The sequence below is a fragment of the Nostoc sp. DSM 114161 genome (assembly GCF_052692665.1).
Genome location: NZ_CP195141.1, coordinates 501680 through 522287, shown reverse-complemented (window position 1 = coordinate 522287; position 20608 = coordinate 501680). Strand labels below are relative to the sequence as shown.

Sequence of the window (20608 nt, the reverse complement as noted above, 5' to 3'; positions counted from 1 at the left end):
AAATTAGTAATAATTCTACCTATCTTTCCCATGCCCCATGCCCCTTTACACTTGACTACTACTAAGCGTTGAACGTTGATTACTAAATCTCTCTCTAGTTAACTTTGTTTGTGACTGTGGAAGGTTGCTATTCAAAATTTCCATGTTAAAACGGTATCCCACATTGCGGATAGTTTGAATCAAGCTAGGTTGTCGGGGATCGAGTTCAACTTTTTTCCGCAGCGACAAAACGTGAGTATCAATGGTACGAGGGTTATCGATGGCATCAGGCCAAGCACGACGCAGCAATTCTGACCTACTCAGAGGCACTCCCCCAGCTTGTGCTAAAACGTACAATAAACTAAACTCCTGGGGTGTTAAGTCAATAAACTCTCCCTGGAAGCGGACGCGGCGCTGAACTAAATCAATTTGCAAAGTACCATAATCCAAATATGCTGGTGCAGTAGGTGTGCGCTTACGGCGGATCAGTGCTTCTACCCGTGCTAAAAACTCTTGCATTCCAAAAGGTTTGCTCAAGTAATCATCTGCACCCGCCTTTAAACCTGCGACAATATCGGCTTCACTATTGCGGGCAGATAGCATTAAGATTAAAGGCTGTTGCTGACGATGCAACCAACGACAAAATTCAATGCCATCACCGTCAGGAAGATCTGCATCCAAAACCACGAGTGTTGGTTGATGGCTTAAAAATACTTCCCTTGCTTGATAAATACTGGCAGCTTGATGCACCCGGTATTCCAGTTGTTGCAAGTGCCAACCTAGCAACGACCTTAGATGGGGATTCCCTTCAATGATTTCTATACAAACCGAACCCACGGTGGCAAGACCCCTTAGCGTCGATGACTTTCAAAGTAACAAGCCCATGTCTAAGGTTTTGTAGCCTTTGTTACTTCAACTGCTATTAGCTTTACATTTCCTCATAAAAAAAGTCCCAATATCTTTAATTTGTCCTTGACAAAAGGGCATTAGAAATATTCTTAAATTTTTGTTAAACTTATAAAAAGAGTTGTCGAACTTATCAAAAGTTCTTCTAACTTAAATATTCTGTTTCTTGATGGCTATGAGATCCAGAAACCATAAACCGAATAGCTACTCCTTAAGAAAAAAGCTTTCCAGCCTCATGGAAAAGTGATTCTTGAGGAAGAGATTTAGTGGTTATATCCATGAATATAGCACTAATAAAATCTCTCTGTTGGCAGGCAAAATCATAAAAATCCCTTAGCAAATAAGTAAAATAGGTGTTTTCTGGAATACGATTAAAGTAGTTTGTAGCTACTAGGAGAGTGCTAACCGAAAGACATATGTTTATTTTTAATCGATGTCAAAGTGAAATTACACTTCACATTTGAACGTGAATCATTTACAATTCTCATTCCAAAGACATTAATACAGCAGTTATGCTCCAAGACACACAAACCATTCGCTATTACCAAAGACTCACTGACGCCTTCGTCGAGTTATGGAATCGCGGTTATCGTATGGATGATATGCGGATGTATTTGGATGGATATCTAGCCGCACTGCGACACGGCAACACCATTGAACCCTTTCTGATTCATCGCCTAGAAGAGGAAGCCAGCCGCTACTTGTACGATGCATCAAACTTTGCAGTGCCGCAACCACAGCCACAACCCGATTACTACTAATACCGCTTGCTTGGTCATTAATAGTAACCGTAAATCAACGCAGATAATTATAGCATATTATTTGTATTGGTCAACGGGTTCTTGTGGTGTGGAATTTTGGAGATATTGTATTGATAAAACTTATCCCCTCAGCCCTGTATTGGTCTTGCCAATGCAACTGAGGGGATTTTTGGCTTTTAGAAATGGGCAGTGGGGAGATGGCAACGCCTTGGGGAAAGGGACTGGGATGAGGGAGATGGGGAAGTGTGGGCAGTGTGGGGAGAAAGGGGGAAAAGATTTCTTCCCCATCCTCCCACACCTCCCTCTCCTCCCACACCTTCCACACCTCCCTATGCCCTATGCTTACGAAGCTAGTGCTACTTCTACCTTTTCTTGCAATTTACCTTGTTGGTAGAGTTCAATCATAATGTCTGAACCACCAACGAATTCACCATCGATATACACTTGGGGAAATGTCTGCCAGTTGGAGTATTCCTTCATTCCTTGGCGGATTTCATTATCTGCGAGAATGTCAACTGTCTCGAAAGGAACTCCCAAAGTATTCAGAATTTGCACAACATTGTTGGAGAAACCACATTGGGGCATTAACTTGGTTCCCTTAATGAAAACCAAAATCTTGTTGTCTTTTACCAATTTATCGATTTTCTCTTTGAGTTCTGGTGTCATGGTATTCGTGTTTCCTATGTTACATTGAACAATCACGAATTAGGAGTAAAGAGTAAAAAATTTATCACTCCTAACTCTTGTACAGACAAGGGTTAACCTTTATCTGTACTCATAACTCCTAACTTTGATATTACGAAGCTGATGTTGCTTGCCAAGCTTCAGGAGTATATGTTTTTAGAGACAAAGCGTGAATCGCTTGACTTGACATAGCTTGTTGCAACGCACCATAAATTAATTGGTGTTGTTGCACTAGTCCTTTACCTGCAAAGTGCGATGAAACTACTGTGACCTGATAGTGGTCGTTGCCACCAGTCAAGTCTTGCACCTGAACTTGGGCGTCTGGCAGTTCCGCCACGATCATTGCCTCAACCTGCTGCGGACTAATCATCGCAATTCCTGAAAAAACCTACTCCTCTATTATTAGCAGATATAGAGCAAATGCCTATGTCAAGTTGAGATATGGGGGATAGAGGATGGGGCATGGGTCAAGCAGGGAGTGTGGGAGGTGTGGGAGGTGTGGGAGGAGAGGGGGGCATAAATTCTCTTTCTCCCCACACTCCCCACACTTCCCCATCTCCCTCATCCCAATCCCTTTCCCCAAGGCGTTGCCATCTCCCACTTACAGAGTGTAAGTAAAATCTTCGACCAACATACCGGGAACTAGACTACCTCCTAGTTGACGACTTTCGTATGTTCCGACTTCGGGAATAAATTCTTGAAAAGTAGTTAAATCGATGAGGTTTTCCCCCCAAAAGCGATAGAGGCTTTCGTCAAAACGCAAGTTTTCAATGGGGGCGATAATTTCTCCATTTTCTACCCAAAAACAAGCATAACGGGTCATACCTGTGATTCTACCAGTTTGGCGATCGCTCCAATTCAAGTAATGCAAATTCGATACATATAATCCTGTATCTAAACTTGGAAGAATCTGGTCAAATACTAAATTACCGGGACTCACTTCTGGGGCACGTAATGTCTCTGAACCATTGGCACCATTGGCAACTTTTCCATATTCCTTGGCAGTACGAGAATTAACTAAAGTATTTACCAAGTATCCTTTTTCTATAATAGGTAACTCTAATGCTGCTATTTCGCCTAATTCATTAAATCGAGGTACTAACCCCCGCTGAAAGTTTTCTTTTAAACTGAATTTCAAAGACAGTTGTTTTTCTTGACGCCATAAAGCCGCTAAAGAACTATTACCTTGTTGAATATCAGCTTCGCTTACAGAACCCCAAGAAAGCATCATTAATAAATCTGCAACAGCAGCAGGGGCAAAATAAGTTTTGTACTGCCCTCTTGGTAATTCTTTGGTTGGACGATAAAGGAGTTCTAGTTGCTTTTTAGCTTCGTTTATTTTGGCTATATATGCATCTTTATCCCAATCACTACCTGCAAATGTACCTTTAACTGCTTGCCCAGATTTAATGAATAAAGAATAATCTAAAGTAAAAGAATCAGTAGCAAACCAGTGTTTTTGACCGCTAGAATCACCATAAGCTTTAATTACAACTCCCCCAGCGTATATTCCAGTAAAATCAAGTTCGGAAACTAGTTCTAGAATAGTTGTTACTACTGCTTCTTCTGACAATAAATTTCCAGAATGTATTTCTCGACTAGTATTATTTCCTGAAGGTAAAACTAAATATGGGTCGATGGGTAGTAAAATCAGTTCATCTCGTAGTTCTTGCAAAGCGCTATAGACTAATTGCCAGTCTCTATCCCAATTTCCAGTAAAGGGGAATTGCCGAGAACTACTGCGCCCATCTTTCATTAAAGTTAGTTCGATCCAACCATCGGCAACGCAACCAGTTTGCCGGACTTTTGCATGGTTGAAACGAGTAAATTGACTGCGTTCGCTGCTTAGCCTCACAGTGAATTGTTCATCTTCTGATTTTTTAATAATTAGAGTTTCAATCAATTGATTAAAACTGATTTCTAAAGTAGATAATTCCTCAATTTTCATGGATATTAACTATTAGTAGGGGATAGTTTAAAACTTAGGAGTTCGGAGTGAGGAGTGAGGAGTTATTAATTTAAGTTGAAAGTTTGTTGATTTCTAATTCCTAACTTTTAACTCCTAATTCCTCACTATTAAATTTTTTCTCTTTCAATTTCCTCCACCAAAAACTTCGACATTAGCGAATACACAAACGGGCGAACCGTGTCCTACCCAAATAGCTTGATTTGGTTCTCCTTTGCCACAATATGGAGTACCGTACATTTGCCAATTATTGGCATTTCCTACTTTAATTAAGCTATGCCAAAACTCTGGTGTTGTGGCGCGATAGTTGGGATTGCGGAGGGTTTTGGTAAGTTTACCGTTTTCGATTAATTTGGCGTATTCGCAACCAAATTGAAATTTATAGCGGCGATCGTCAATTGACCAAGAGCGATTAGATTCCATATAAACGCCATGTTCTATGCCACCAATAATGTCTTCAAAACTAGCGTTATCCGGCTCTAAATTCAAGTTTGCCATGCGATCGATCGCTGGTCGATTCCACGAGGAAGCACGGGCACAGGCTACTCCTGGTACGCCTGCTCTAGCTTGACTCTCCAGGCTGCCCAAACCCCGTTGGAGTACACCTTCTTTGATTAAATATTCTCGTGTTGCTACAGCACCTGTATCATCAAAGCCATAGCTAGCAAATTCACCAGGGACGGTGGGATCGAAGGTAATATTCATCAATGGCGAACCATATACTAGTTTGCCAAAATCACTTTTGTTGACAAAACTGCCCCCGGCATAATTACGTTCATCTCCCAAAATTCGGTCAATCTCTAGCGGATGCCCGACACTTTCATGAATTTGCAACATCATTTGGTCTGGGGCTAAAACTAAATTGGTACGGGTGGTTGGGCATTCTTCTGCTGTTAAAAGTTCTATTGCTTGTTCGCCAATTTGCCGTACCTGATGCAATAAATTCTCTTGTTTGAAAAGTTCTATTCCACCTTGATAACAGTTTGCTAGGGAGCCGTTGTGGCTGCGCTGCTGGACAATTGCCCCATCTTGGGCTGTGGCTCCGTAATGAGTGCCGATGGATAGAAATTTTTGATAGACTTCTGAGCCATTGCTGCTGATAAACCAAGATTCCCTCTCGCTGGTGTTGACGCCGGCGATGGTTTGCACAATTTTGTCGTCAACTTTTAGGGTTTGGCAAATGCGAACTAATAAATCGTTGATTTCTCCAGGGCTTAAAGCGTCCAATGGCTCAATAAATGGAGATTTATATTCACCAACAACTTTAGGACGTTCGCTTTCGCGGAAGGGATGTATCCACCATTCACTAGCCGCTAGTGCTTGTTTATAAGCTGTTTGGACGGCGGCTTGTAGGGATGGCAGTTCTAGGGAGTTGGTAGCTGCATAACCCAAACAGCCATTGACCAAAACTTCTAGCATGGCTCCTACGGTGAAGGATTTGCCGTTGGCTTGGGGTAAGCCGTCACGGACTAAACGATTAGTGGAAGTTTCCTTGACGGCTCTGATACCAATCCAATCAGCAGGAATATCGAAACTGGCGATCGCTTTTTTCAGTTCAGACCACATAATTTTAGGGAATGGAGAATGGGGCATTGGGCAGGCAAGGAGTGTGGGAGGTGTGGGAAGTGTGGGAGGTGTGGGAGGTGTGGGAGGTGTGGGAGGAAGCATATATTCTCTTTCCCCCCACACTCCCCCATCTCCTCAGTCCCCAGTCCCTAATCCCTCTTAATTACGGTGCCAACGCGTGCCTTCACGGCTATCAATTAGCGTAATACCTTGTGCTTGCAGTTCGTTACGAATGCGATCGCTTTCGGCAAAATTCTTGGCTTGGCGTGCTGCTTGCCTTTGTTGAATTTTCGCCTCAATTTCCGCATCGCTTAAACCTTCTGTTTTAGAAGTTTCTACTTCTGGTTTGGCTTCTAAACCCAATACTCCAGCTAATGTGACGAGTGTTTGCCATTGGCGTTGTAACTCAAAGGCTGGTGTTTCGGTTTTTCCTTGATGCACAAGAATATTTGCTTCACGGTGCAATTCTTTCGCTAATTCAAACAGCACTGTTAAGCCACCAGGAAAATTAAAGTCATCATTGACAAGTTCTTGGAAGCGCTCAATATAGGGATTGGGTACTGGGGATTGGGTACTGGGGATTGGGATATTTCCAGCTCCTAAGTTCCAGCCGAGTTTTTCCCCGTGCTGGTAACCGAAGAGCAAACCTGCTTTGAGGGTGTGCCAAGCGTTTGTTTTATCTGCGATCGCTTCGTCGGTAAAATCGATGGGTGTGCGATATTGGGCTGTTAGCACTAATAAGCGCACCGCCATCGGGTCAACTCCTCGATCTAGCAATTCTCGAATGGTGATAAAGTTGCCCAAGGATTTGGACATTTTTTCACCATCTACTTTCACCATGCCGTTATGCAACCAGTAACGCGCTAGGGGTTTTCCTGTCACAGCCTCGGATTGGGCAATTTCGTTTTCGTGGTGGGGAAAAATTAAGTCGGCACCACCGGCATGGATATCTATAGTATCGCCCAAGCGATCGCGCACCATTGCCGAGCATTCAATGTGCCACCCCGGACGCCCTGCACCCCACGGTGACTTCCAAGCAGGTTCTCCCGGTTTTGCTGCTTTCCACAAGGCAAAATCAAAGGGGTCTTTCTTTTTCTGATATTCTGGATCTTCGATGTTGACCCGATCGCTGGCTCCGGCTTGCATATCTTCTAACTTACGTCCCGAAAGCTTCCCATACTCAGAAAACTGCCGTACTGCATAATACACATCGCCGTCAGCAGGGTAAGCAAAGCCTTTATTTTCTAAATCGTGAATTAACCGCAAAATTCCATTCATCGTGTGAGTAGCACGGGGATATTCATCGGCTTCTTTGATTCCCAACCGTCCCATGTCCTCAAAATATGCTTTGATGAAGCGATCGGCTACGGCTTCCATTGATGAATGCTCAGCACAGGCTCGGTTGAGAATTTTGTCATCAATATCAGTAAAATTTTGAATGTAGCGTACTTCATAGCCGATAAATTGGAGGTATCGACGTACTACATCCCAAACGATGCAAGCTCTGGCATGACCCAAATGGCAATAATCATATACCGTCACGCCGCAGTAATACATCTTAACCTTACCTGGTTCGACTGTTTCAAACGGTTCTTGACGACGGGTGAGGGTATTGTAGAGGGTTAGGGTCATAATCAATTCAAAATTCTCTCATTCAAAATTCAAAATGGAAAACCTCGTATTGGCAAGCATTCTGACTGCTGACTGTATGCAAATCAAAGGTCGAACACCTCAAGGGGTGTAATGCTCAATAGGGAGATACGCAATAATAAAGTAAAGCAGATGGGATGACGATCCAGCATCCCTATGCTAGTACGTAACGGCGGAAATCAACATATTATTCGACAAAATCTCCAAAGCCTAAAAACCAAAGGTTTTTGAATTTTGAATACTTCGACTGCGCTCAGTACAAGTTTTGAATTTTGAATTCCGCGTAGCGGCGCTAGTGTTTTCTGGACTATCTGCGCTACATTAACTATTTTTGATTTTTTGATAACAGCGCTATGCAATCAGCAGCTACTTCCGAATCTCAGGCAATGGACACACCTAAACAAGGAATGCCAGTAACAATTATTACGGGTTTCCTTGGTAGTGGCAAAACGACTTTACTTAATCATATCCTCAACAACCAACAGGGTTTAAAAACCGCTGTTTTAGTCAATGAGTTTGGCGAAATTGGCATCGACAATGAGCTAATTGTTTCCACTGGTGAGAACATGGTGGAACTAAATAATGGTTGTATCTGCTGCACTATTAATAATGATTTAGTAGATGCAGTTTACAAAGTTTTAGAACGCCAAGAAAATCTAGATTACTTAGTAGTAGAAACAACTGGACTGGCAGATCCGTTACCTGTAGCTTTAACATTCTTGGGTACAGAATTGCGAGATTTAACTCGCTTGGATTCGATTATCACCGTCGTAGATGCAGCCAATTACAGTCTAGATTTATTTAATTCTCAGGCAGCATACAGCCAGATTGCCTATGGCGATGTAATTGTTCTGAATAAAACAGATTTAGTTGATGAAACTACTTTGAATGAGTTAGAGACAAAAATTAACGAAGTTAAAGAAGGAGCAAGAATTCTCCGTACCACGCGATCGCAAGTACCACTTCCGTTAATTCTCAGCGTCGGTCTGTTTGAGTCTGATAAATATTTTGACACAGTGGTGGATGACCACGACCATCACGAGCATCACCATCACGACCACGACCATCACGACCACGAACACGACCACTCAACATGCGGTCACGACCATCACGACCATGACCACGAACATCATCACCATCACTCCGATCATTTAGAAAATGATGGCTTCACTTCCATATCTTTCCAGAGTGAGAAACCGTTTTCTATTAGGAAGTTTCAGTATTTCTTAGATAACCAGCTACCTTCTAATATCTTCCGCGCGAAGGGGATTATGTGGTTTGATGAAAGTCCGAAGCGTCATATTTTCCACCTTTGTGGGAAACGCTTCACCTTGGATGATGATGATTGGCAAGGTCAACCCAAAAACCAACTAGTGCTGATTGGTCAAAATCTGGATCGTGAAACTTTAATTAGCCAGATAGAAAACTGCATTTGCTTGCCTTCTACCAGCCGCGGTAAAGGGTTTGGGAAATAAAAGTAGAGACGCGATTCATCGCGTCTACAAGAGTTAGGAGTTAAAATTGTGTATTTACAGGTTCGGCCTGCGTACAAGATTGCAATGATGAAAATGAGAGAATAGCGATCGCATTTTCTCATTTCAACTCCTAATTTCTTATGCGCGTTATTATCCAGCGAGTTAAATCATCTCAAGTTATCGTTAACGGCGAAATCATCGGCAAAATTGGGCGGGGACTCAACTTACTTGTTGGCATTGCTAATACCGATACTGATGCTGAACTCGACTGGATGGTGCGTAAATGCTTAGAATTGCGGCTGTTTCCTGACGAACAAGGGGACGAACGTTGGCAAAAATCTGTGCAAGAAATTGGCGGTGAGTTGTTGGTAGTTAGTCAGTTTACCCTTTACGGTGATTGCCGCAAAGGTCGTCGTCCTTCTTTTGACCGTTCAGCGGCTCCTGCATCAGCAGAAGATTTATATAATCGTTTTGTTACCAAGTTAACAGCCAGTGGTTTGCACGTAGAAACTGGCCAATTCGGTGCAATGATGCAAGTTTCAATTGAAAACGACGGCCCGGTAACTTTGTTACTTGAAAAAGAAGCAACTTAACGCTAACTGTTAGCTGATGACAGTTAACGGATCAGGTCTTCATGAAAGCGTCATCAGCCAGCAGTCAACAGTCTAAGAACATGAATCACAGTCGTCTCTAGACCGTAGAGTTCTAATTGATGAGAGAATATTAAACTAACGATCGCAAAAGTTTAAATTCATTTATCATGGCGAAAATACAGTTTGCTAGAGGTGTTGACGAAGAAGTAGTTCCAGACGTGCGTTTGACGCGAGGACGCAGTGGTGAAACTGGCACGGCAACATTTATTTTTGAAAATCCCAAGATTTTAGACCAAGGCGGCACCGACGACATCACTGGGATGTACCTAATTGACGAAGAAGGCGAAATCATCACCCGTGAAGTTAAGGCTAAATTTATTAATGGGAGACCGGAAGGATTAGAAGCAACTTACATTATGAAATCCCCTGAAGAATGGGATCGCTTCATGCGCTTCATGCAGCGATATGGTGATGAAAACGGTCTTGGACTCAGTAAAAATCCAGGATAGGGCATAGGGCATGAGGCAAGCAGGAAGTGTGGGAGGATAGGGAAGAAATCTTTCCCCCCACACTCCCCACACTCCCCACACTTCCCCATCTCCTCATCTCCTCATCTCCCTATTCCCCACTCCCCACTCCCTCTCTATGACACAACAACCCCACCCAGACTCATCTGGAATTACGCTGACTTGTGCTGTGGTTACCGTCAGCGATACACGCACGCCTGAAACAGACAAAAGTGGTCAGCTAATTCAGCAGTTACTCACTGCTGCCAACCATACTGTAGGAGCCTATGCGATTATTAAAGATGAGCCAACACAGATTCAAGAACAGATAGAAAATCTGGGTAAAACTGCAAATTTGGATGCTGTAATTTTTAATGGTGGTACAGGTATTGCACCCAGAGATACTACCTATGATGCAATTGAGCAGTTACTAGAGAAAACCTTGCCGGGATTTGGTGAGTTATTTCGTTTTTTAAGTTATCAAGAAATTGGCTCGCGTGCGATCGCTTCTCGCGCCGTTGCTGGTATTTATCAAAATAAATTAATCTTCTCTCTCCCTGGTTCCAGTAATGCTGTGCGGTTAGGTATGGAAAAGCTGATTTTACCTGAACTGGCTCATCTAGTAAGTCAAATGCGGAAATAGAGGTTGATACCAATTTTGGATTTTAGATTAAAAGGGGTCGTAGAGATCTTAACGTGTGGTAAGTGCATAAGTAACATGAAATTATACAAGAAATAAGAAGAGGTAGTTTGCTCACTTTTGCAGACTATCTTTTTTTAATACGAAATCGTAGAATTCTACGGTGTAGTCTATTGCCGTGTAGATAAAGCGACTGGAGGTTAAAATGACAGGCGAACCCACGATTCAATTCACCTTTGGTGTTGATGACCCAGAGTTAGATGATGAGAGACGGCAAAAAATAGCTAACAAGTTACTGCGGGAAATCCGGGATTTGGATGATGTGGAAAAAGCCGATCGCGCCGAAGATTTAAATCCAGAAACGGGTAGCAAGCCAGGGTTTGCCACTTTGACAGGAGTGCTTACGGCTGAGGTGAGCATGAAGAATGTTAAAGGGTTTTTAAGCTTTTTGGGCGATCGTCTGGGAGACAAGCCCATTAAAATCAATGTCAAGCTTGGAGATAAAGAAGTCAACATAGAAGCTAAAAGCCGACAAGAGCTACTAGAAACTGAAAGACTAGCAAAAGAACTGTTAACAGTAATGGGTGGTGGAAATGGCTAAGATAGCACTATTGATTGGAGTCAGTGAGTACGGTGAAGGTATCCCTCCCCTGTCATCTGCTCTCAATGATGTAGAAGCGATGCAGCGAGTTTTACAAAACCCAAACTTGGGAGGTTTTGAGCAGGTTGAGAAACTGCTTAATCCTGATGCGATTGCAATGAGAATAGCAATTTACAACCTGTTTAAGGAAGCTCGTAAAGATGATTTAGTATTATTATTTTTCTCTGGTCATGGTATTACTAATGATGAGGGTCATCTCTATTTAGCAACTAAGATTACAGCTAAAGATAACTTTTTAGCTACTGCTGTAGATGCAAATTATATCCACGGAAGATCAAACGATTGCTATTCTAGACGGCAAGTTTTGATTCTAGATGCTTGCTATAGCGGTGCTTACGCTCAAGGTTGGCGGACAAAAAGTGTTGATGTTGATATCAAAAAGCAATTAGGTGCAGAAGGGCGAGTTGTTCTTACATCTTCAAGTGCAACTCAAACATCTTTTGAACAGGAAGGCTCAACCCTTTCGCTCTACACAAAATATTTAATTGAGGGAATTGAAACAGGCGCAGCAGATAAAAATGGTGATGGTAACATTGGTATACATGAACTGCATGATTACGCCAAGGCAAAAGTTAAAGAAGTCAAGCCTAATGTGACTCCAGATATGATTACTATTGCTAGGGAAGGCTTTAATATTATCATCGCCAATGTGCCAAAGAAGTCACAGGCAGAGTATCGCAAGCTTATTGAAAGATATGCCCAAAATGGTGAACTTAGTGAATATGCCTATTTAATATTAAAACCGAAAGGTAAAGAACTTGGAATTCCAGATGAAAAAGCTAAGGAAATAGAAAACGAAGTTTTAGAAATTTTTCGTAGACGGTTAGCAAACCTGGAGCTTTACAAACAAGAATTTGATAAAGCAGTTAAGGAAAAATATCCTTTGGATGAGCGTACTTTTCAAATATTGAAGGATTATCGGCATGATATTTTAGAGCTTAGGGATAAGGATGTAGAGGAGATAGAAAAAGAGATTATATCTGCTAGAGAATATGTCAACAACCTAAAACGTTATGAGCAGGAGTTTTTCAGAGCAGTTGAAGCAGAATACCCCATAAGTGAATATGTCCGCAATGGACTTAAACAGTTTCAGCAGTCATTAAGACTCACAGATGAAGATATAGAAAAAATTGAAGCACCACTCTTAACCAGAAAGCAAGCTGAAGAGTCCCAGAAAAAGCAAGAATATGTCAAAAATCTGAAACGTTATGAGCAAGAGTTTTCCAGAGCAGTTCAAGGGGAATTCCCTATAAGTGAATATGTTCGCAATGCACTCAAACAGTTTCAACAGTCACTAGGGCTAATAGATGGAGATGTTAAGCAAGTTGAAGAAAGAATTTTGGCTCCATTAAAAGAAACTGAGAGACTACGACAACAAGAAGGACAAAGACTGCAAAGCGAACAAGAAGAATATAATAGGCGGCGACAACAGCAAGTTACTCAAACAACCACTGAATCAACGCAGGAAACAGATGATCTTAGTTCTGAGAAGGGTGTAGATTACACGCTGTTACGAGACTTACTCAAAATGCAGAATTGGAAAGAAGCGGATGAAGAAACTCTAGTAGTGATGCTAAAAGCTGCTGGTATAAAAAAAGATGGCTGGTTATATATTGATTTAATTGAAAAATTTCCCTGCACCGACTTACGCACGATAGATCAACTCTGGGTAAAATACAGCAATGGAAAATATGGCTTTAGTGTGCAGAAAAAAATCTGGCTAGAAGTAGGAGAAAAGTGGAATGCTTTCCATGCTCTTGTTGGATGGGAGATAACCGCCAAATCGTCGTTGATTAATTATGAGAGTATAAAGCATGATGGAATCGCACCTCAGGGACACCTTCCAGCAAAGTACTTGTACAGCATGAATAATGATTTAAATGCTGTTTTGATTGGTGCTTTGGTGGGTGGTGGTCTTTTGGCAACTGCCGCTTTAACTTTCGGTCTTGTTGCTTTGCCGCTTGCTGGTGCTGTAGGTGCTGGTGGTGCTGCTTTGGGTGGTGCTTTGAGTGCTAGTGATGAGGAAACAAGCCGCGACCTGGGACGGCGGTTTTTTTCTCTTGTGTCCAAATTGGGAAAATGTAACATATAAGGCTTACAGAAAATGTAGAAATTACCAAATAAGCCATTGTACGCAAAGTATTGCTGTTTCTTAGTTTTCGTTATCTGACTCTGTAGCTTTTCGGTGAAAAGAAGAGAGTAATGTTATTTTGCTTGTAGTTTGGTACTGGCAACTTGTGGGTTGTAAAAATTTATATAAAAGAAGAACCCTCGAAATTTTGAGGGTTCTTTTTCTTAAATCAGTTTTTCAACAATTTTTAGAATGGAGCGATCGCTAAACAAACAGCAGCCAATATCGCAGCGATGATATAAAACACTCCAACTACTTGCAATTCTGACCAGCCTGTTAGCTCTAAATGATGGTGTAGGGGTGCCATTTTGAAAAGACGCTTGCCTTTGCCATCAGGGCCTTTGGTGGCTTTGTAGTAGGTTACTTGTGCCATCACAGACAGAGTTTCTACAAAGAAGATACCACTGAGAATAAACAGGGCTACTAAGCTATTTGTTAACAGCGCTACAGCCGCTAAAGCTCCTCCCAGTGCAAGGGAACCGGTATCTCCCATGAAAACGCGGGCTGGGTTGCGGTTATGGGCTAAGAAACCTAAGCAACCGCCACTTAAAGCAGCACAGAAAACCATCAAACCCGGTGCTGTCGGTGCGATTAGGGCGGCTAAGGCTAAAAGAGCGATCGCTACTGTTCCGCCTGCTAAGCCATCAATACCATCAGTTAAATTAGTAGCATTACTTTCTGCAACTAGCACAAAACCTGCCAGAGGCCAGAATAGAAATCCTAAGGGTAATGTAAAGCTAACCCAAGGCAAAGCTATATTTGTAATATTAGAAGGTTGATTAAACATCAGCCATAAACAAAACACCACCGCAAAACTTACCTGTAAAGCCAGTTTCATCCGGGGGGATATACCTTTATTTGACTTACGGCGGAGAATTTGCCAATCGTCGAGCCAGCCAATCAACCCGTAGCTGATTGTCAATGCCGAAACTGCAAGCACCTCTTTTGCAAAATTAGACAATACACAGGCAAGCACTACAGCTACAGGGACAAAAAATATACCGCCCATTGTGGGAGTCCCTGCCTTTTTGAGATGAGCTTGGGGCCCATCTTCGCGGATTATTTGTCCGGTTTTAAGTGCTTGTAATATAGGTATTACCAAATAACCGGCGATAGCTGAAGCCAGCGCAGACAGCAATAGTGGCAAGGTTAGCGACATAGCTTGCCAAGGTAACCTATTTGCCATCCAATCCAAGAAAAATGCGGTTGTGCCTAACCCTACGGCTAATAAAGAGGCTAGAGCGATTCCAGAAATGTTTAATCCTTGCTCAGGAGATAATTTAGCGTCCACAGAAGTTTCCCTTCACTCCACACTTACAAAAGTAAATACCAGAAACGAGGCATTTTACCAAGTTCCTAAAGACAAATTCTTAATCTTCAGCGATTCCGATATCGTCGTCATCATCAAGGTCGTAATCGCCAATTCCATCTTCTACGCCCATTAGGGAGTCTATTTCTTCTTCGTCATCTTGAAAATCCGGTTCGTGAACGTCACGCGCTATGAGACGACCGTTACTTTGTAACCAATCTAGGAGGGAAGATTCTTGCTTTAGTGGGATGACATCAGCTCGTTGATTACGAGGTTCCTCACGTAATGGAGAGTTCAACATATCGACGAAGACAACGAAAGGTTTACCTAACTTGACATTTAGAGTCTATCACTTGACATGGATTAATTTAGTTATCCTTTCAACCCTTGAGTTGATAAATCCGCATTGAGATAGAAATTTTTATTTAATACGCTTATGACTTACGGGAAGTCGTTATTAGTAATTTTTTTGGCTTTAGACATAGGTTATGAATAACTTGTTTATGCTGATGAAAAGAGAGTAATTTTTGAGGTCACAGACTATGCTCGGAAAAACGGCTCTTATTGATGCGATCGCTGGTACAAATCGCGGTCTGTTGGCGACCCAAGCACAGAAACAGGCTATCTTAGCAGCGATCGCTAACTTAGAAGACTTTAATCCTACACCACGTCCGGTGGAAGCAAAGGAATTGCTCGATGGCAATTGGCGATTACTATACACCACTAGCAGGGGTATTTTGAACTTAGATAATCTACCTTTGTGCAAACTCGGTCAAATCTATCAGTGTATCCGGGTAGAAACTACCAGCGTTTACAACATAGCGGAGATTTACGGCTTACCTTATTTAGAAGGATTAGTCAGTGTTGCTGCCAAATTTCGGCCAGTTTCACATCGACGCGTCGAAGTAAAATTTGAGCGGTCTATTATCGGCTTACAACGTTTAATAGAATACAATTCTCCGGTAACTTTTATCCAACAAATTGAAGCAGGTAGAAAATTTCCGGCGATTGATTTTCCTATAAACAACGATCGACAGCAAGGCTGGTTAGATATTACTTATATAGATAACGATTTGCGAATCGGTAGAGGTAACGAGGGAAGTGTGTTCGTATTGAGTAAAACATAAGCTTATGCAAAAATACTGTTCGCGAACGAAGGTACGTTATAACAAGAACTTTGTCAAGGAGGTTTAAACACTATTTTTAACTGGTGACTGGGGATCGGGGACTGGGGACTAGGAATTCTTAAGTGAGAAATTTTTTTTAGTTCCCAATACTCAATGCCCAATGCCCCATACCCAATGCCCCATGCCCTATTTGCCCAATTTCCCATACCCTACAACCTAATTCAGACAAATAACTTAACAAAGGCTCTTGCTGCGACCTTCAGGTTGTAGAGTGAAATCAATTAGCCCTCTAAATTGGCAATTGATAACTAAAAGGGAAAGTAATCATGGTTCAACGTGGCTCTAAAGTACGTATTCTCCGCCCTGAATCCTACTGGTTTCAAGATGTAGGAACCGTGGCTTCTATCGATCAAAGCGGCATTAAATACCCAGTAATTGTCCGTTTTGAAAAGGTCAACTACTCTGGTATTAATACCAACAACTTTGCTCAAGACGAACTATTAGAAGTTGAAGCACCAAAGGCTAAGGCGAAAAAATAGGCAGCAAACCCACAAGGGGATTGCTTAATGGGATGATGAAGGGAAGTCTAAAGTATGAAATCTGAAAATATGAAACTTTCAGTTCTTTCATCCTTGCTCTTAGCCTACCCTAATCTATAAGAAGCCGCCCTGCGGGTATTTACGGTTTCTGTTTAGAGTAGTATGGTAAAGCCACCTACGGGTGTTTACATACTGTCTCATCTTTGTTTGCTTAGTCCCCGAATACACTAAAATTTGCTCGCTTAATCAGCTTGAATGCCTGAATTGCCTGAAGTCGAAACAGTCCGAAGGGGTCTAAATCAATTGACCCTCAACCAAAAAATTACGGGTGGAGATGTGTTGCTCGATCGCACCATCGCCTACCCGTTTTCTGTCGGTGAGTTTATTGATGGAATTAAAAACAGTGCGATCGCTATTTGGCATCGTCGCGGCAAATATTTGCTAGCTGAACTCACCTCCTCATCTCCCTCCTCAACCAGTTGGCTGGGGGTTCATCTGCGAATGACCGGTCAACTCCTGTGGGTGGATCGAGATGAACCGTTACACAAACACACGCGAGTCAGATTATTCTTTGGCGATCGGCAAGAATTACGGTTTGTCGATCAACGCACTTTTGGGCAAATGTGGTGGGTTCCCCCTGGTGTTCCTGTAGAAAGTGTCATAACGGGTTTGGCAAAATTGGCAGCCGACCCATTTTCAGATGAATTCAGCGTTGAATATCTAGCAAGTAAACTCCAAAAGCGTCGCCGTCCCATTAAGACTGCGCTATTAGATCAGTCGGTGGTGGCTGGGTTAGGTAATATTTACGCTGATGAAGCACTATTTAAGAGCGGAATTTTACCTGAAACGTTGTGTACTGATTTGCAGCTAAAGCAAATCGAGAATTTACGAACAGCGATAATTCAGGTCTTAGAAACGAGTATTGAGGCTGGTGGTACTACTTTTAGTAATTTTCTCAATGTTAAGGGTGTTAATGGCAACTACGGAGGCGTAGCTTGGGTTTATAACCGCGCTGGAGAACCCTGTCGAGTTTGTGATACGCCTATTATGCGGACTAGGCTGGCTGGGCGATCGAGTCACTTTTGTCCTGAGTGTCAAAGGGGGTAGGGACTGGGGACTAGGGAGATGGGGAGATGGGGAGATAGGGAGACAAGGGAGAAGATTGCTACCTTGTCCCCCTTGTCCTCTTCTCATGCCCCATGCCCCATGCCCAATGACCAATGACTAATGATTAATGACTTGTGAGTTCTAAGTCTTTTAGAATGCAGATAAAACAAGTTACAAATTTGAGAGGGGAACTCATGGCAGTCAAAAAAGGTGATATAGTTCGCGCTGTCCGGGAAAAACTGGAAAACAGTGTGGAAGCAAAAGCTAGCGATACTCGCTTTCCTTCCTATCTATTCGACTCTAAGGGCGAAATTGTAGACCTGAAAGGTGATTATGCACTTGTTAAGTTTGGGAAAGTGCCAACACCAAATATTTGGTTACGTGTAGATCAACTCGAAGAGTTTAAGTAAGAAAAAAGAATTCACAATGGGCTGCGCCCCGCTAAGCTAACAGAATCCAAGAGGCAGAATTGAGCATTCATTCTTTCTCTTGGATTTTGAATTTTTATTAAAAAAAATTGCATTTTAATAAAACACAACTCACGAGTCAGCAGCCAGAATTATACAACTGAATTATGTGTGACTCATGGATGAATAAAGGGGTTTAAGTTACTTACCAAATTTAAAATTTGGTGGTCTAGAATTAGTGGTGTGTGCTACTCCTAACTAATTGATTCTGAATTCTGTATTCTGAATTCTGTATTCTTCTTTGATTTATGTCTTTTTCTTCTAACTCCCCAATTCTGTGTAATTTACCCCGTGTCACCATTGTTGGTGCGGGTAGGGTTGGCAGTACTTTAGCCCAACGCATTGCGGAGAAAAACTTAGCAGATGTAGTTTTGCTAGATATCATTGCAGGAATGCCCCAAGGTCTAGCACTGGATTTAGTTGAGGCTAGAGGAATTGAATTACACAATCGTCAGATTATTGGCACAAATAATTATGCTGATACATCTGGTTCGCAAATTGTGGTGATTACGGCAGGTATTCCCCGAAAAACAGGTATGAGTCGGGATGATTTGCTGAAAACTAATGCCAAGATTGTAGTCGAAGCGGCCAAGAATGCGATCGCCTATTCTCCCAATGCCATTTTTATTGTGGTTACTAATCCTTTGGATGTGATGACTTATTTAGCTTGGCAAGCAACTGGTTTACCACGCAGTCGAATTATGGGTATGGCTGGTGTGTTGGATTCTGCGCGTTTTGAAACTTTCATTGCCCTGGAATTAGGAGTTTTACCCGCTGATGTCAAAGCGATGGTATTGGGTAGCCACGGCGATTTAATGGTGCCTTTGTCTCGTTATGCTACTGTTAACGGCATTCCCATCACAGAATTGTTGGATGCAGCTACAATTGCACGTTTGGTGGAAAGAACTCGCAATGGTGGTGCTGAAATTGTGGAATTAATGCAGACAGGTGGTGCTTTTTTTGCTCCTGCATCGGCTACTAGTGTGATGGTGGAATCAATTTTATTAAATCAATCGAGATTGTTACCAGCAGCGGCTTATCTTCAAGGTGAATACGCTTTAGAAGATGTTGTGATTGGCGTTCCCTGTCGGTTGGGATGCGGTGGAATTGAAAGCGTGTTGGAATTAAATCTGACTGATGAAGAAAGAGAAGCTTTGCATACTTCGGCTCAATCTGTACGGAAGAATATTGAGCGATCGCAGGAAATTTTGGCTAATAATTAAATGATGGCAATTTTGGCAAGTCGCTCAGCCGAACGATTTTGGATTAAATGTTTTTACTAAAAGTACTATGAAACTGCCCACGCATAAAACGTGCGGGCAGTTTCATAAAATATTAGTTTTCTGTTAACGGCGGTAATCTTGGTCTGCGGGGTCGCCGTAGGGATCTTCGCTGGCTGGACGGACATCGCCGTAAGATGCGATATCTGCGGGGTCGCCGTAGGGATCTTCGCTAGCTGGACGGACATCGCCGTAAGATGCGATATCTGCGGGGTCGCCGTAGGGGTCTTCGCTGGCTGGACGGACGTTGCCGTAAGATGCGATATCTGCGGGGTCGCCGTAGGGGTCTTCGCTAGCTGGGCGGACGTTGCCGTAAGATGCTGGGTCTGCGGGGTCGCCGTAGGGATCTTCGCTAGCTGGGCGGACATTGCGATCGCGGTATCGATCTATTTCAGCTTCGTCGCGGTTTGACCCCAAGAGGAAATCTTTCGCCTTTCGCAAAAAGTCATCTACCATGATTTGTCTCCTGATTTAAGTTCGTGTTTCCGACGTGAGCGATCGGCGTTATCCTCTAGGAACACCTTTGCCGATCTAAAATGCCGGAGCTGCTGATGAAGTTAAGTTACTTAGGTCGCGACCTGTAGAGCGTCCGTTATAACCTTGGAAATCCTGGTACTGTCGCGCCTCAGATTCCGGTACTCGAATTCCTTCTGATGGTGGAGTTACCCAGTGAGCGCGATGTTCGGCATCGCGGTAGTATACACGGCCATTCTTGGAAAGATAGTACTTACCTTGCGCTCCTTCTTGGGGAGCATTTTTATGCTGGTTGTAGAGGTAGTAAAGTGCTGCTGCACCGGCTAAAATCGCCACTTTTTGACCGCCAGATAAGCCCTTTTTAACTTCGGGTTGGCTGCTGCGATCGCTCACTGTTCTACCAACGCTATCATCAACTGGTGGTGGTACATTGGCACTTCGGGAACCGCCTCCGCAGCTACTCAGCAATGGCACTGTTAGCAATGCCGAAAGCAAAACAGCCAGCAAACGTGAAACTACTTTACGTTCTTTATATATTGTAATCATCGGATCTCATCATCATCTACGTTTACTAAAAGCCTTGCTGTTGTAGCCACAGAGTTAGAGTTCCTGTTAGTTTACCTGGAATTACAAAAACATTTACCGCTGATTTACAACAGCACAACTACAGCATTTCATTAACATAATGAGCAAATTTGTTGAATATTCCATCTTGCCTTTGAGAGAAACTCACTTCATCCCAACGAAATATTTTGTTGATTTTTTATTTCTTCCCTATAAATAAAAG

Annotated in this window: 22 protein-coding genes; 12 read left to right on the top strand and 10 right to left on the bottom strand. The window is 42.6% G+C overall.

Annotated elements, in window-relative coordinates; all coding sequences use genetic code 11:
• Nucleotides 1-45 precede the first annotated feature (45 nt).
• Nucleotides 46-816 carry a response regulator transcription factor gene (locus NSTC745_RS02395; RefSeq protein ID WP_445635718.1) on the bottom strand — a complete coding sequence of 257 codons (771 nt, stop codon included), beginning with the start codon at nucleotides 814-816 and terminating at the stop codon, nucleotides 46-48.
• Nucleotides 817-1397: 581 nt separating this feature from the next.
• Here NSTC745_RS02395 and NSTC745_RS02390 point away from each other — a divergent pair.
• On the top strand, nucleotides 1398-1646 hold the full coding sequence (locus NSTC745_RS02390) for a DUF6761 family protein (protein ID WP_073641169.1): 249 nt from the start codon (nucleotides 1398-1400) through the stop codon (nucleotides 1644-1646).
• Nucleotides 1647-1988: 342 nt separating this feature from the next.
• On the opposite strand, the gene grxD is transcribed toward NSTC745_RS02390, so the two are convergent.
• The 5 genes from grxD to cysS all read right to left on the bottom strand — a co-directional run bounded on the left by grxD (nucleotide 1989) and on the right by cysS (nucleotide 7494).
• Nucleotides 1989-2312 carry a Grx4 family monothiol glutaredoxin gene (grxD, locus tag NSTC745_RS02385; protein WP_096536767.1) on the bottom strand — a complete coding sequence of 108 codons (324 nt, stop codon included), beginning with the start codon at nucleotides 2310-2312 and terminating at the stop codon, nucleotides 1989-1991.
• A gap of 130 nt (nucleotides 2313-2442) precedes the next feature.
• Nucleotides 2443-2700 carry a BolA family protein gene (locus NSTC745_RS02380; RefSeq protein WP_096536768.1) on the bottom strand — a complete coding sequence of 86 codons (258 nt, stop codon included), beginning with the start codon at nucleotides 2698-2700 and terminating at the stop codon, nucleotides 2443-2445.
• Nucleotides 2701-2931: 231 nt separating this feature from the next.
• Nucleotides 2932-4278 carry a TldD/PmbA family protein gene (locus NSTC745_RS02375; RefSeq protein ID WP_445635717.1) on the bottom strand — a complete coding sequence of 449 codons (1347 nt, stop codon included), beginning with the start codon at nucleotides 4276-4278 and terminating at the stop codon, nucleotides 2932-2934.
• 144 nt (nucleotides 4279-4422) lie between these two features.
• The gene (locus NSTC745_RS02370) at nucleotides 4423-5862 is read right to left on the bottom strand and encodes a TldD/PmbA family protein (protein WP_445638511.1); all 1440 of its coding nucleotides are present in this window, start codon (nucleotides 5860-5862) and stop codon (nucleotides 4423-4425) included.
• Between the two features lie 159 nt (nucleotides 5863-6021).
• Nucleotides 6022-7494, bottom strand: a complete 1473-nt coding sequence (gene cysS, locus NSTC745_RS02365) for a cysteine--tRNA ligase (RefSeq protein WP_445635716.1) — start codon at nucleotides 7492-7494, stop codon at nucleotides 6022-6024.
• 371 nt (nucleotides 7495-7865) lie between these two features.
• Here cysS and NSTC745_RS02360 point away from each other — a divergent pair, with 371 nt between their 5' ends.
• The 6 genes from NSTC745_RS02360 (at nucleotide 7866) to NSTC745_RS02335 (ending at nucleotide 13479) form a co-directional block, all read left to right on the top strand.
• Complete coding sequence (locus NSTC745_RS02360; RefSeq protein WP_445635715.1) at nucleotides 7866-8987, top strand: CobW family GTP-binding protein; 1122 nt, start codon at nucleotides 7866-7868, stop codon at nucleotides 8985-8987.
• A gap of 140 nt (nucleotides 8988-9127) precedes the next feature.
• Nucleotides 9128-9580 carry a D-aminoacyl-tRNA deacylase gene (gene dtd, locus NSTC745_RS02355; RefSeq protein ID WP_445635714.1) on the top strand — a complete coding sequence of 151 codons (453 nt, stop codon included), beginning with the start codon at nucleotides 9128-9130 and terminating at the stop codon, nucleotides 9578-9580.
• Between the two features lie 167 nt (nucleotides 9581-9747).
• Nucleotides 9748-10089: a photosystem II reaction center protein Psb28 gene (gene psb28, locus NSTC745_RS02350; protein ID WP_445635713.1), complete on the top strand. Its 342-nt coding sequence runs from the start codon at nucleotides 9748-9750 to the stop codon at nucleotides 10087-10089.
• Nucleotides 10090-10225: 136 nt separating this feature from the next.
• Nucleotides 10226-10729 carry a MogA/MoaB family molybdenum cofactor biosynthesis protein gene (locus NSTC745_RS02345; protein ID WP_445635712.1) on the top strand — a complete coding sequence of 168 codons (504 nt, stop codon included), beginning with the start codon at nucleotides 10226-10228 and terminating at the stop codon, nucleotides 10727-10729.
• Nucleotides 10730-10931: 202 nt separating this feature from the next.
• Complete coding sequence (locus NSTC745_RS02340) at nucleotides 10932-11327, top strand: hypothetical protein (RefSeq protein WP_445635711.1); 396 nt, start codon at nucleotides 10932-10934, stop codon at nucleotides 11325-11327.
• Entirely contained in the window at nucleotides 11320-13479 is a 2160-nt protein-coding gene (locus tag NSTC745_RS02335) for a caspase, EACC1-associated type (protein ID WP_445635710.1), read from the top strand. Before NSTC745_RS02340 ends, NSTC745_RS02335 begins: the two co-directional genes overlap by 8 nt.
• Nucleotides 13480-13705: 226 nt before the next feature.
• Here the strand turns inward: NSTC745_RS02335 and mraY are convergent, their stop codons facing one another.
• Together mraY and NSTC745_RS02325 are read right to left on the bottom strand one after the other, a co-directional pair.
• Nucleotides 13706-14809, bottom strand: coding sequence for a phospho-N-acetylmuramoyl-pentapeptide-transferase (gene mraY / locus NSTC745_RS02330; RefSeq protein ID WP_445635709.1), 1104 nt, complete (start codon nucleotides 14807-14809; stop codon nucleotides 13706-13708).
• A 79-nt stretch (nucleotides 14810-14888) separates the two neighbouring features.
• Nucleotides 14889-15128 carry a DUF3134 domain-containing protein gene (locus NSTC745_RS02325; RefSeq protein WP_445635708.1) on the bottom strand — a complete coding sequence of 80 codons (240 nt, stop codon included), beginning with the start codon at nucleotides 15126-15128 and terminating at the stop codon, nucleotides 14889-14891.
• Between the two features lie 241 nt (nucleotides 15129-15369).
• Between NSTC745_RS02325 and NSTC745_RS02320 the strand changes: the two genes are divergently transcribed.
• The 5 genes from NSTC745_RS02320 to mdh all read left to right on the top strand — a co-directional run bounded on the left by NSTC745_RS02320 (nucleotide 15370) and on the right by mdh (nucleotide 19290).
• Complete coding sequence (locus NSTC745_RS02320) at nucleotides 15370-15954, top strand: PAP/fibrillin family protein (RefSeq protein ID WP_445635707.1); 585 nt, start codon at nucleotides 15370-15372, stop codon at nucleotides 15952-15954.
• 326 nt (nucleotides 15955-16280) lie between these two features.
• A complete protein-coding gene (locus NSTC745_RS02315) occupies nucleotides 16281-16493 on the top strand; it encodes a photosystem I reaction center subunit IV (RefSeq protein ID WP_096536781.1) in 213 nt (70 codons plus the stop codon).
• A 255-nt stretch (nucleotides 16494-16748) separates the two neighbouring features.
• On the top strand, nucleotides 16749-17600 hold the full coding sequence (locus NSTC745_RS02310) for a DNA-formamidopyrimidine glycosylase (RefSeq protein ID WP_445635706.1): 852 nt from the start codon (nucleotides 16749-16751) through the stop codon (nucleotides 17598-17600).
• Nucleotides 17601-17794: 194 nt separating this feature from the next.
• Nucleotides 17795-18010 (top strand): NAD(P)H-quinone oxidoreductase subunit O, encoded by a 216-nt coding sequence (locus NSTC745_RS02305; RefSeq protein ID WP_445635705.1) that lies wholly within the window; start codon nucleotides 17795-17797, stop codon nucleotides 18008-18010.
• 305 nt (nucleotides 18011-18315) lie between these two features.
• Nucleotides 18316-19290 carry a malate dehydrogenase gene (gene mdh, locus NSTC745_RS02300; RefSeq protein WP_445635704.1) on the top strand — a complete coding sequence of 325 codons (975 nt, stop codon included), beginning with the start codon at nucleotides 18316-18318 and terminating at the stop codon, nucleotides 19288-19290.
• Nucleotides 19291-19413: 123 nt separating this feature from the next.
• On the opposite strand, the gene NSTC745_RS02295 is transcribed toward mdh, so the two are convergent.
• Nucleotides 19414-19803 carry a translation initiation factor gene (locus tag NSTC745_RS02295; RefSeq protein ID WP_445635703.1) on the bottom strand — a complete coding sequence of 130 codons (390 nt, stop codon included), beginning with the start codon at nucleotides 19801-19803 and terminating at the stop codon, nucleotides 19414-19416.
• Nucleotides 19804-19878: 75 nt separating this feature from the next.
• Nucleotides 19879-20367 carry a hypothetical protein gene (locus NSTC745_RS02290; protein ID WP_445635702.1) on the bottom strand — a complete coding sequence of 163 codons (489 nt, stop codon included), beginning with the start codon at nucleotides 20365-20367 and terminating at the stop codon, nucleotides 19879-19881.
• Between the last annotated feature and the right edge of the window lie 241 nt (nucleotides 20368-20608).

Bases quoted from the DNA above. Each gene is read 5' to 3' on its own strand.
- NSTC745_RS02390 (WP_073641169.1), top strand. From the start codon at position 1,398: ATGCTCCAAGACACACAAACCATTCGCTATTACCAAAGACTCACTGAC.
- grxD (WP_096536767.1), bottom strand. From the start codon at position 2,312: ATGACACCAGAACTCAAAGAGAAAATCGATAAATTGGTAAAAGACAAC.
- NSTC745_RS02380 (WP_096536768.1), bottom strand. From the start codon at position 2,700: ATGATTAGTCCGCAGCAGGTTGAGGCAATGATCGTGGCGGAACTGCCA.
- NSTC745_RS02375 (WP_445635717.1), bottom strand. From the start codon at position 4,278: ATGAAAATTGAGGAATTATCTACTTTAGAAATCAGTTTTAATCAATTG.
- NSTC745_RS02370 (WP_445638511.1), bottom strand. From the start codon at position 5,862: ATGTGGTCTGAACTGAAAAAAGCGATCGCCAGTTTCGATATTCCTGCT.
- cysS (WP_445635716.1), bottom strand. From the start codon at position 7,494: ATGACCCTAACCCTCTACAATACCCTCACCCGTCGTCAAGAACCGTTT.
- NSTC745_RS02360 (WP_445635715.1), top strand. From the start codon at position 7,866: ATGCAATCAGCAGCTACTTCCGAATCTCAGGCAATGGACACACCTAAA.
- dtd (WP_445635714.1), top strand. From the start codon at position 9,128: ATGCGCGTTATTATCCAGCGAGTTAAATCATCTCAAGTTATCGTTAAC.
- psb28 (WP_445635713.1), top strand. From the start codon at position 9,748: ATGGCGAAAATACAGTTTGCTAGAGGTGTTGACGAAGAAGTAGTTCCA.
- NSTC745_RS02345 (WP_445635712.1), top strand. From the start codon at position 10,226: ATGACACAACAACCCCACCCAGACTCATCTGGAATTACGCTGACTTGT.
- NSTC745_RS02340 (WP_445635711.1), top strand. From the start codon at position 10,932: ATGACAGGCGAACCCACGATTCAATTCACCTTTGGTGTTGATGACCCA.
- NSTC745_RS02335 (WP_445635710.1), top strand. From the start codon at position 11,320: ATGGCTAAGATAGCACTATTGATTGGAGTCAGTGAGTACGGTGAAGGT.
- NSTC745_RS02325 (WP_445635708.1), bottom strand. From the start codon at position 15,128: ATGTTGAACTCTCCATTACGTGAGGAACCTCGTAATCAACGAGCTGAT.
- NSTC745_RS02320 (WP_445635707.1), top strand. From the start codon at position 15,370: ATGCTCGGAAAAACGGCTCTTATTGATGCGATCGCTGGTACAAATCGC.
- NSTC745_RS02315 (WP_096536781.1), top strand. From the start codon at position 16,281: ATGGTTCAACGTGGCTCTAAAGTACGTATTCTCCGCCCTGAATCCTAC.
- NSTC745_RS02310 (WP_445635706.1), top strand. From the start codon at position 16,749: ATGCCTGAATTGCCTGAAGTCGAAACAGTCCGAAGGGGTCTAAATCAA.
- NSTC745_RS02305 (WP_445635705.1), top strand. From the start codon at position 17,795: ATGGCAGTCAAAAAAGGTGATATAGTTCGCGCTGTCCGGGAAAAACTG.
- mdh (WP_445635704.1), top strand. From the start codon at position 18,316: ATGTCTTTTTCTTCTAACTCCCCAATTCTGTGTAATTTACCCCGTGTC.
- NSTC745_RS02295 (WP_445635703.1), bottom strand. From the start codon at position 19,803: ATGGTAGATGACTTTTTGCGAAAGGCGAAAGATTTCCTCTTGGGGTCA.
- NSTC745_RS02290 (WP_445635702.1), bottom strand. From the start codon at position 20,367: ATGATTACAATATATAAAGAACGTAAAGTAGTTTCACGTTTGCTGGCT.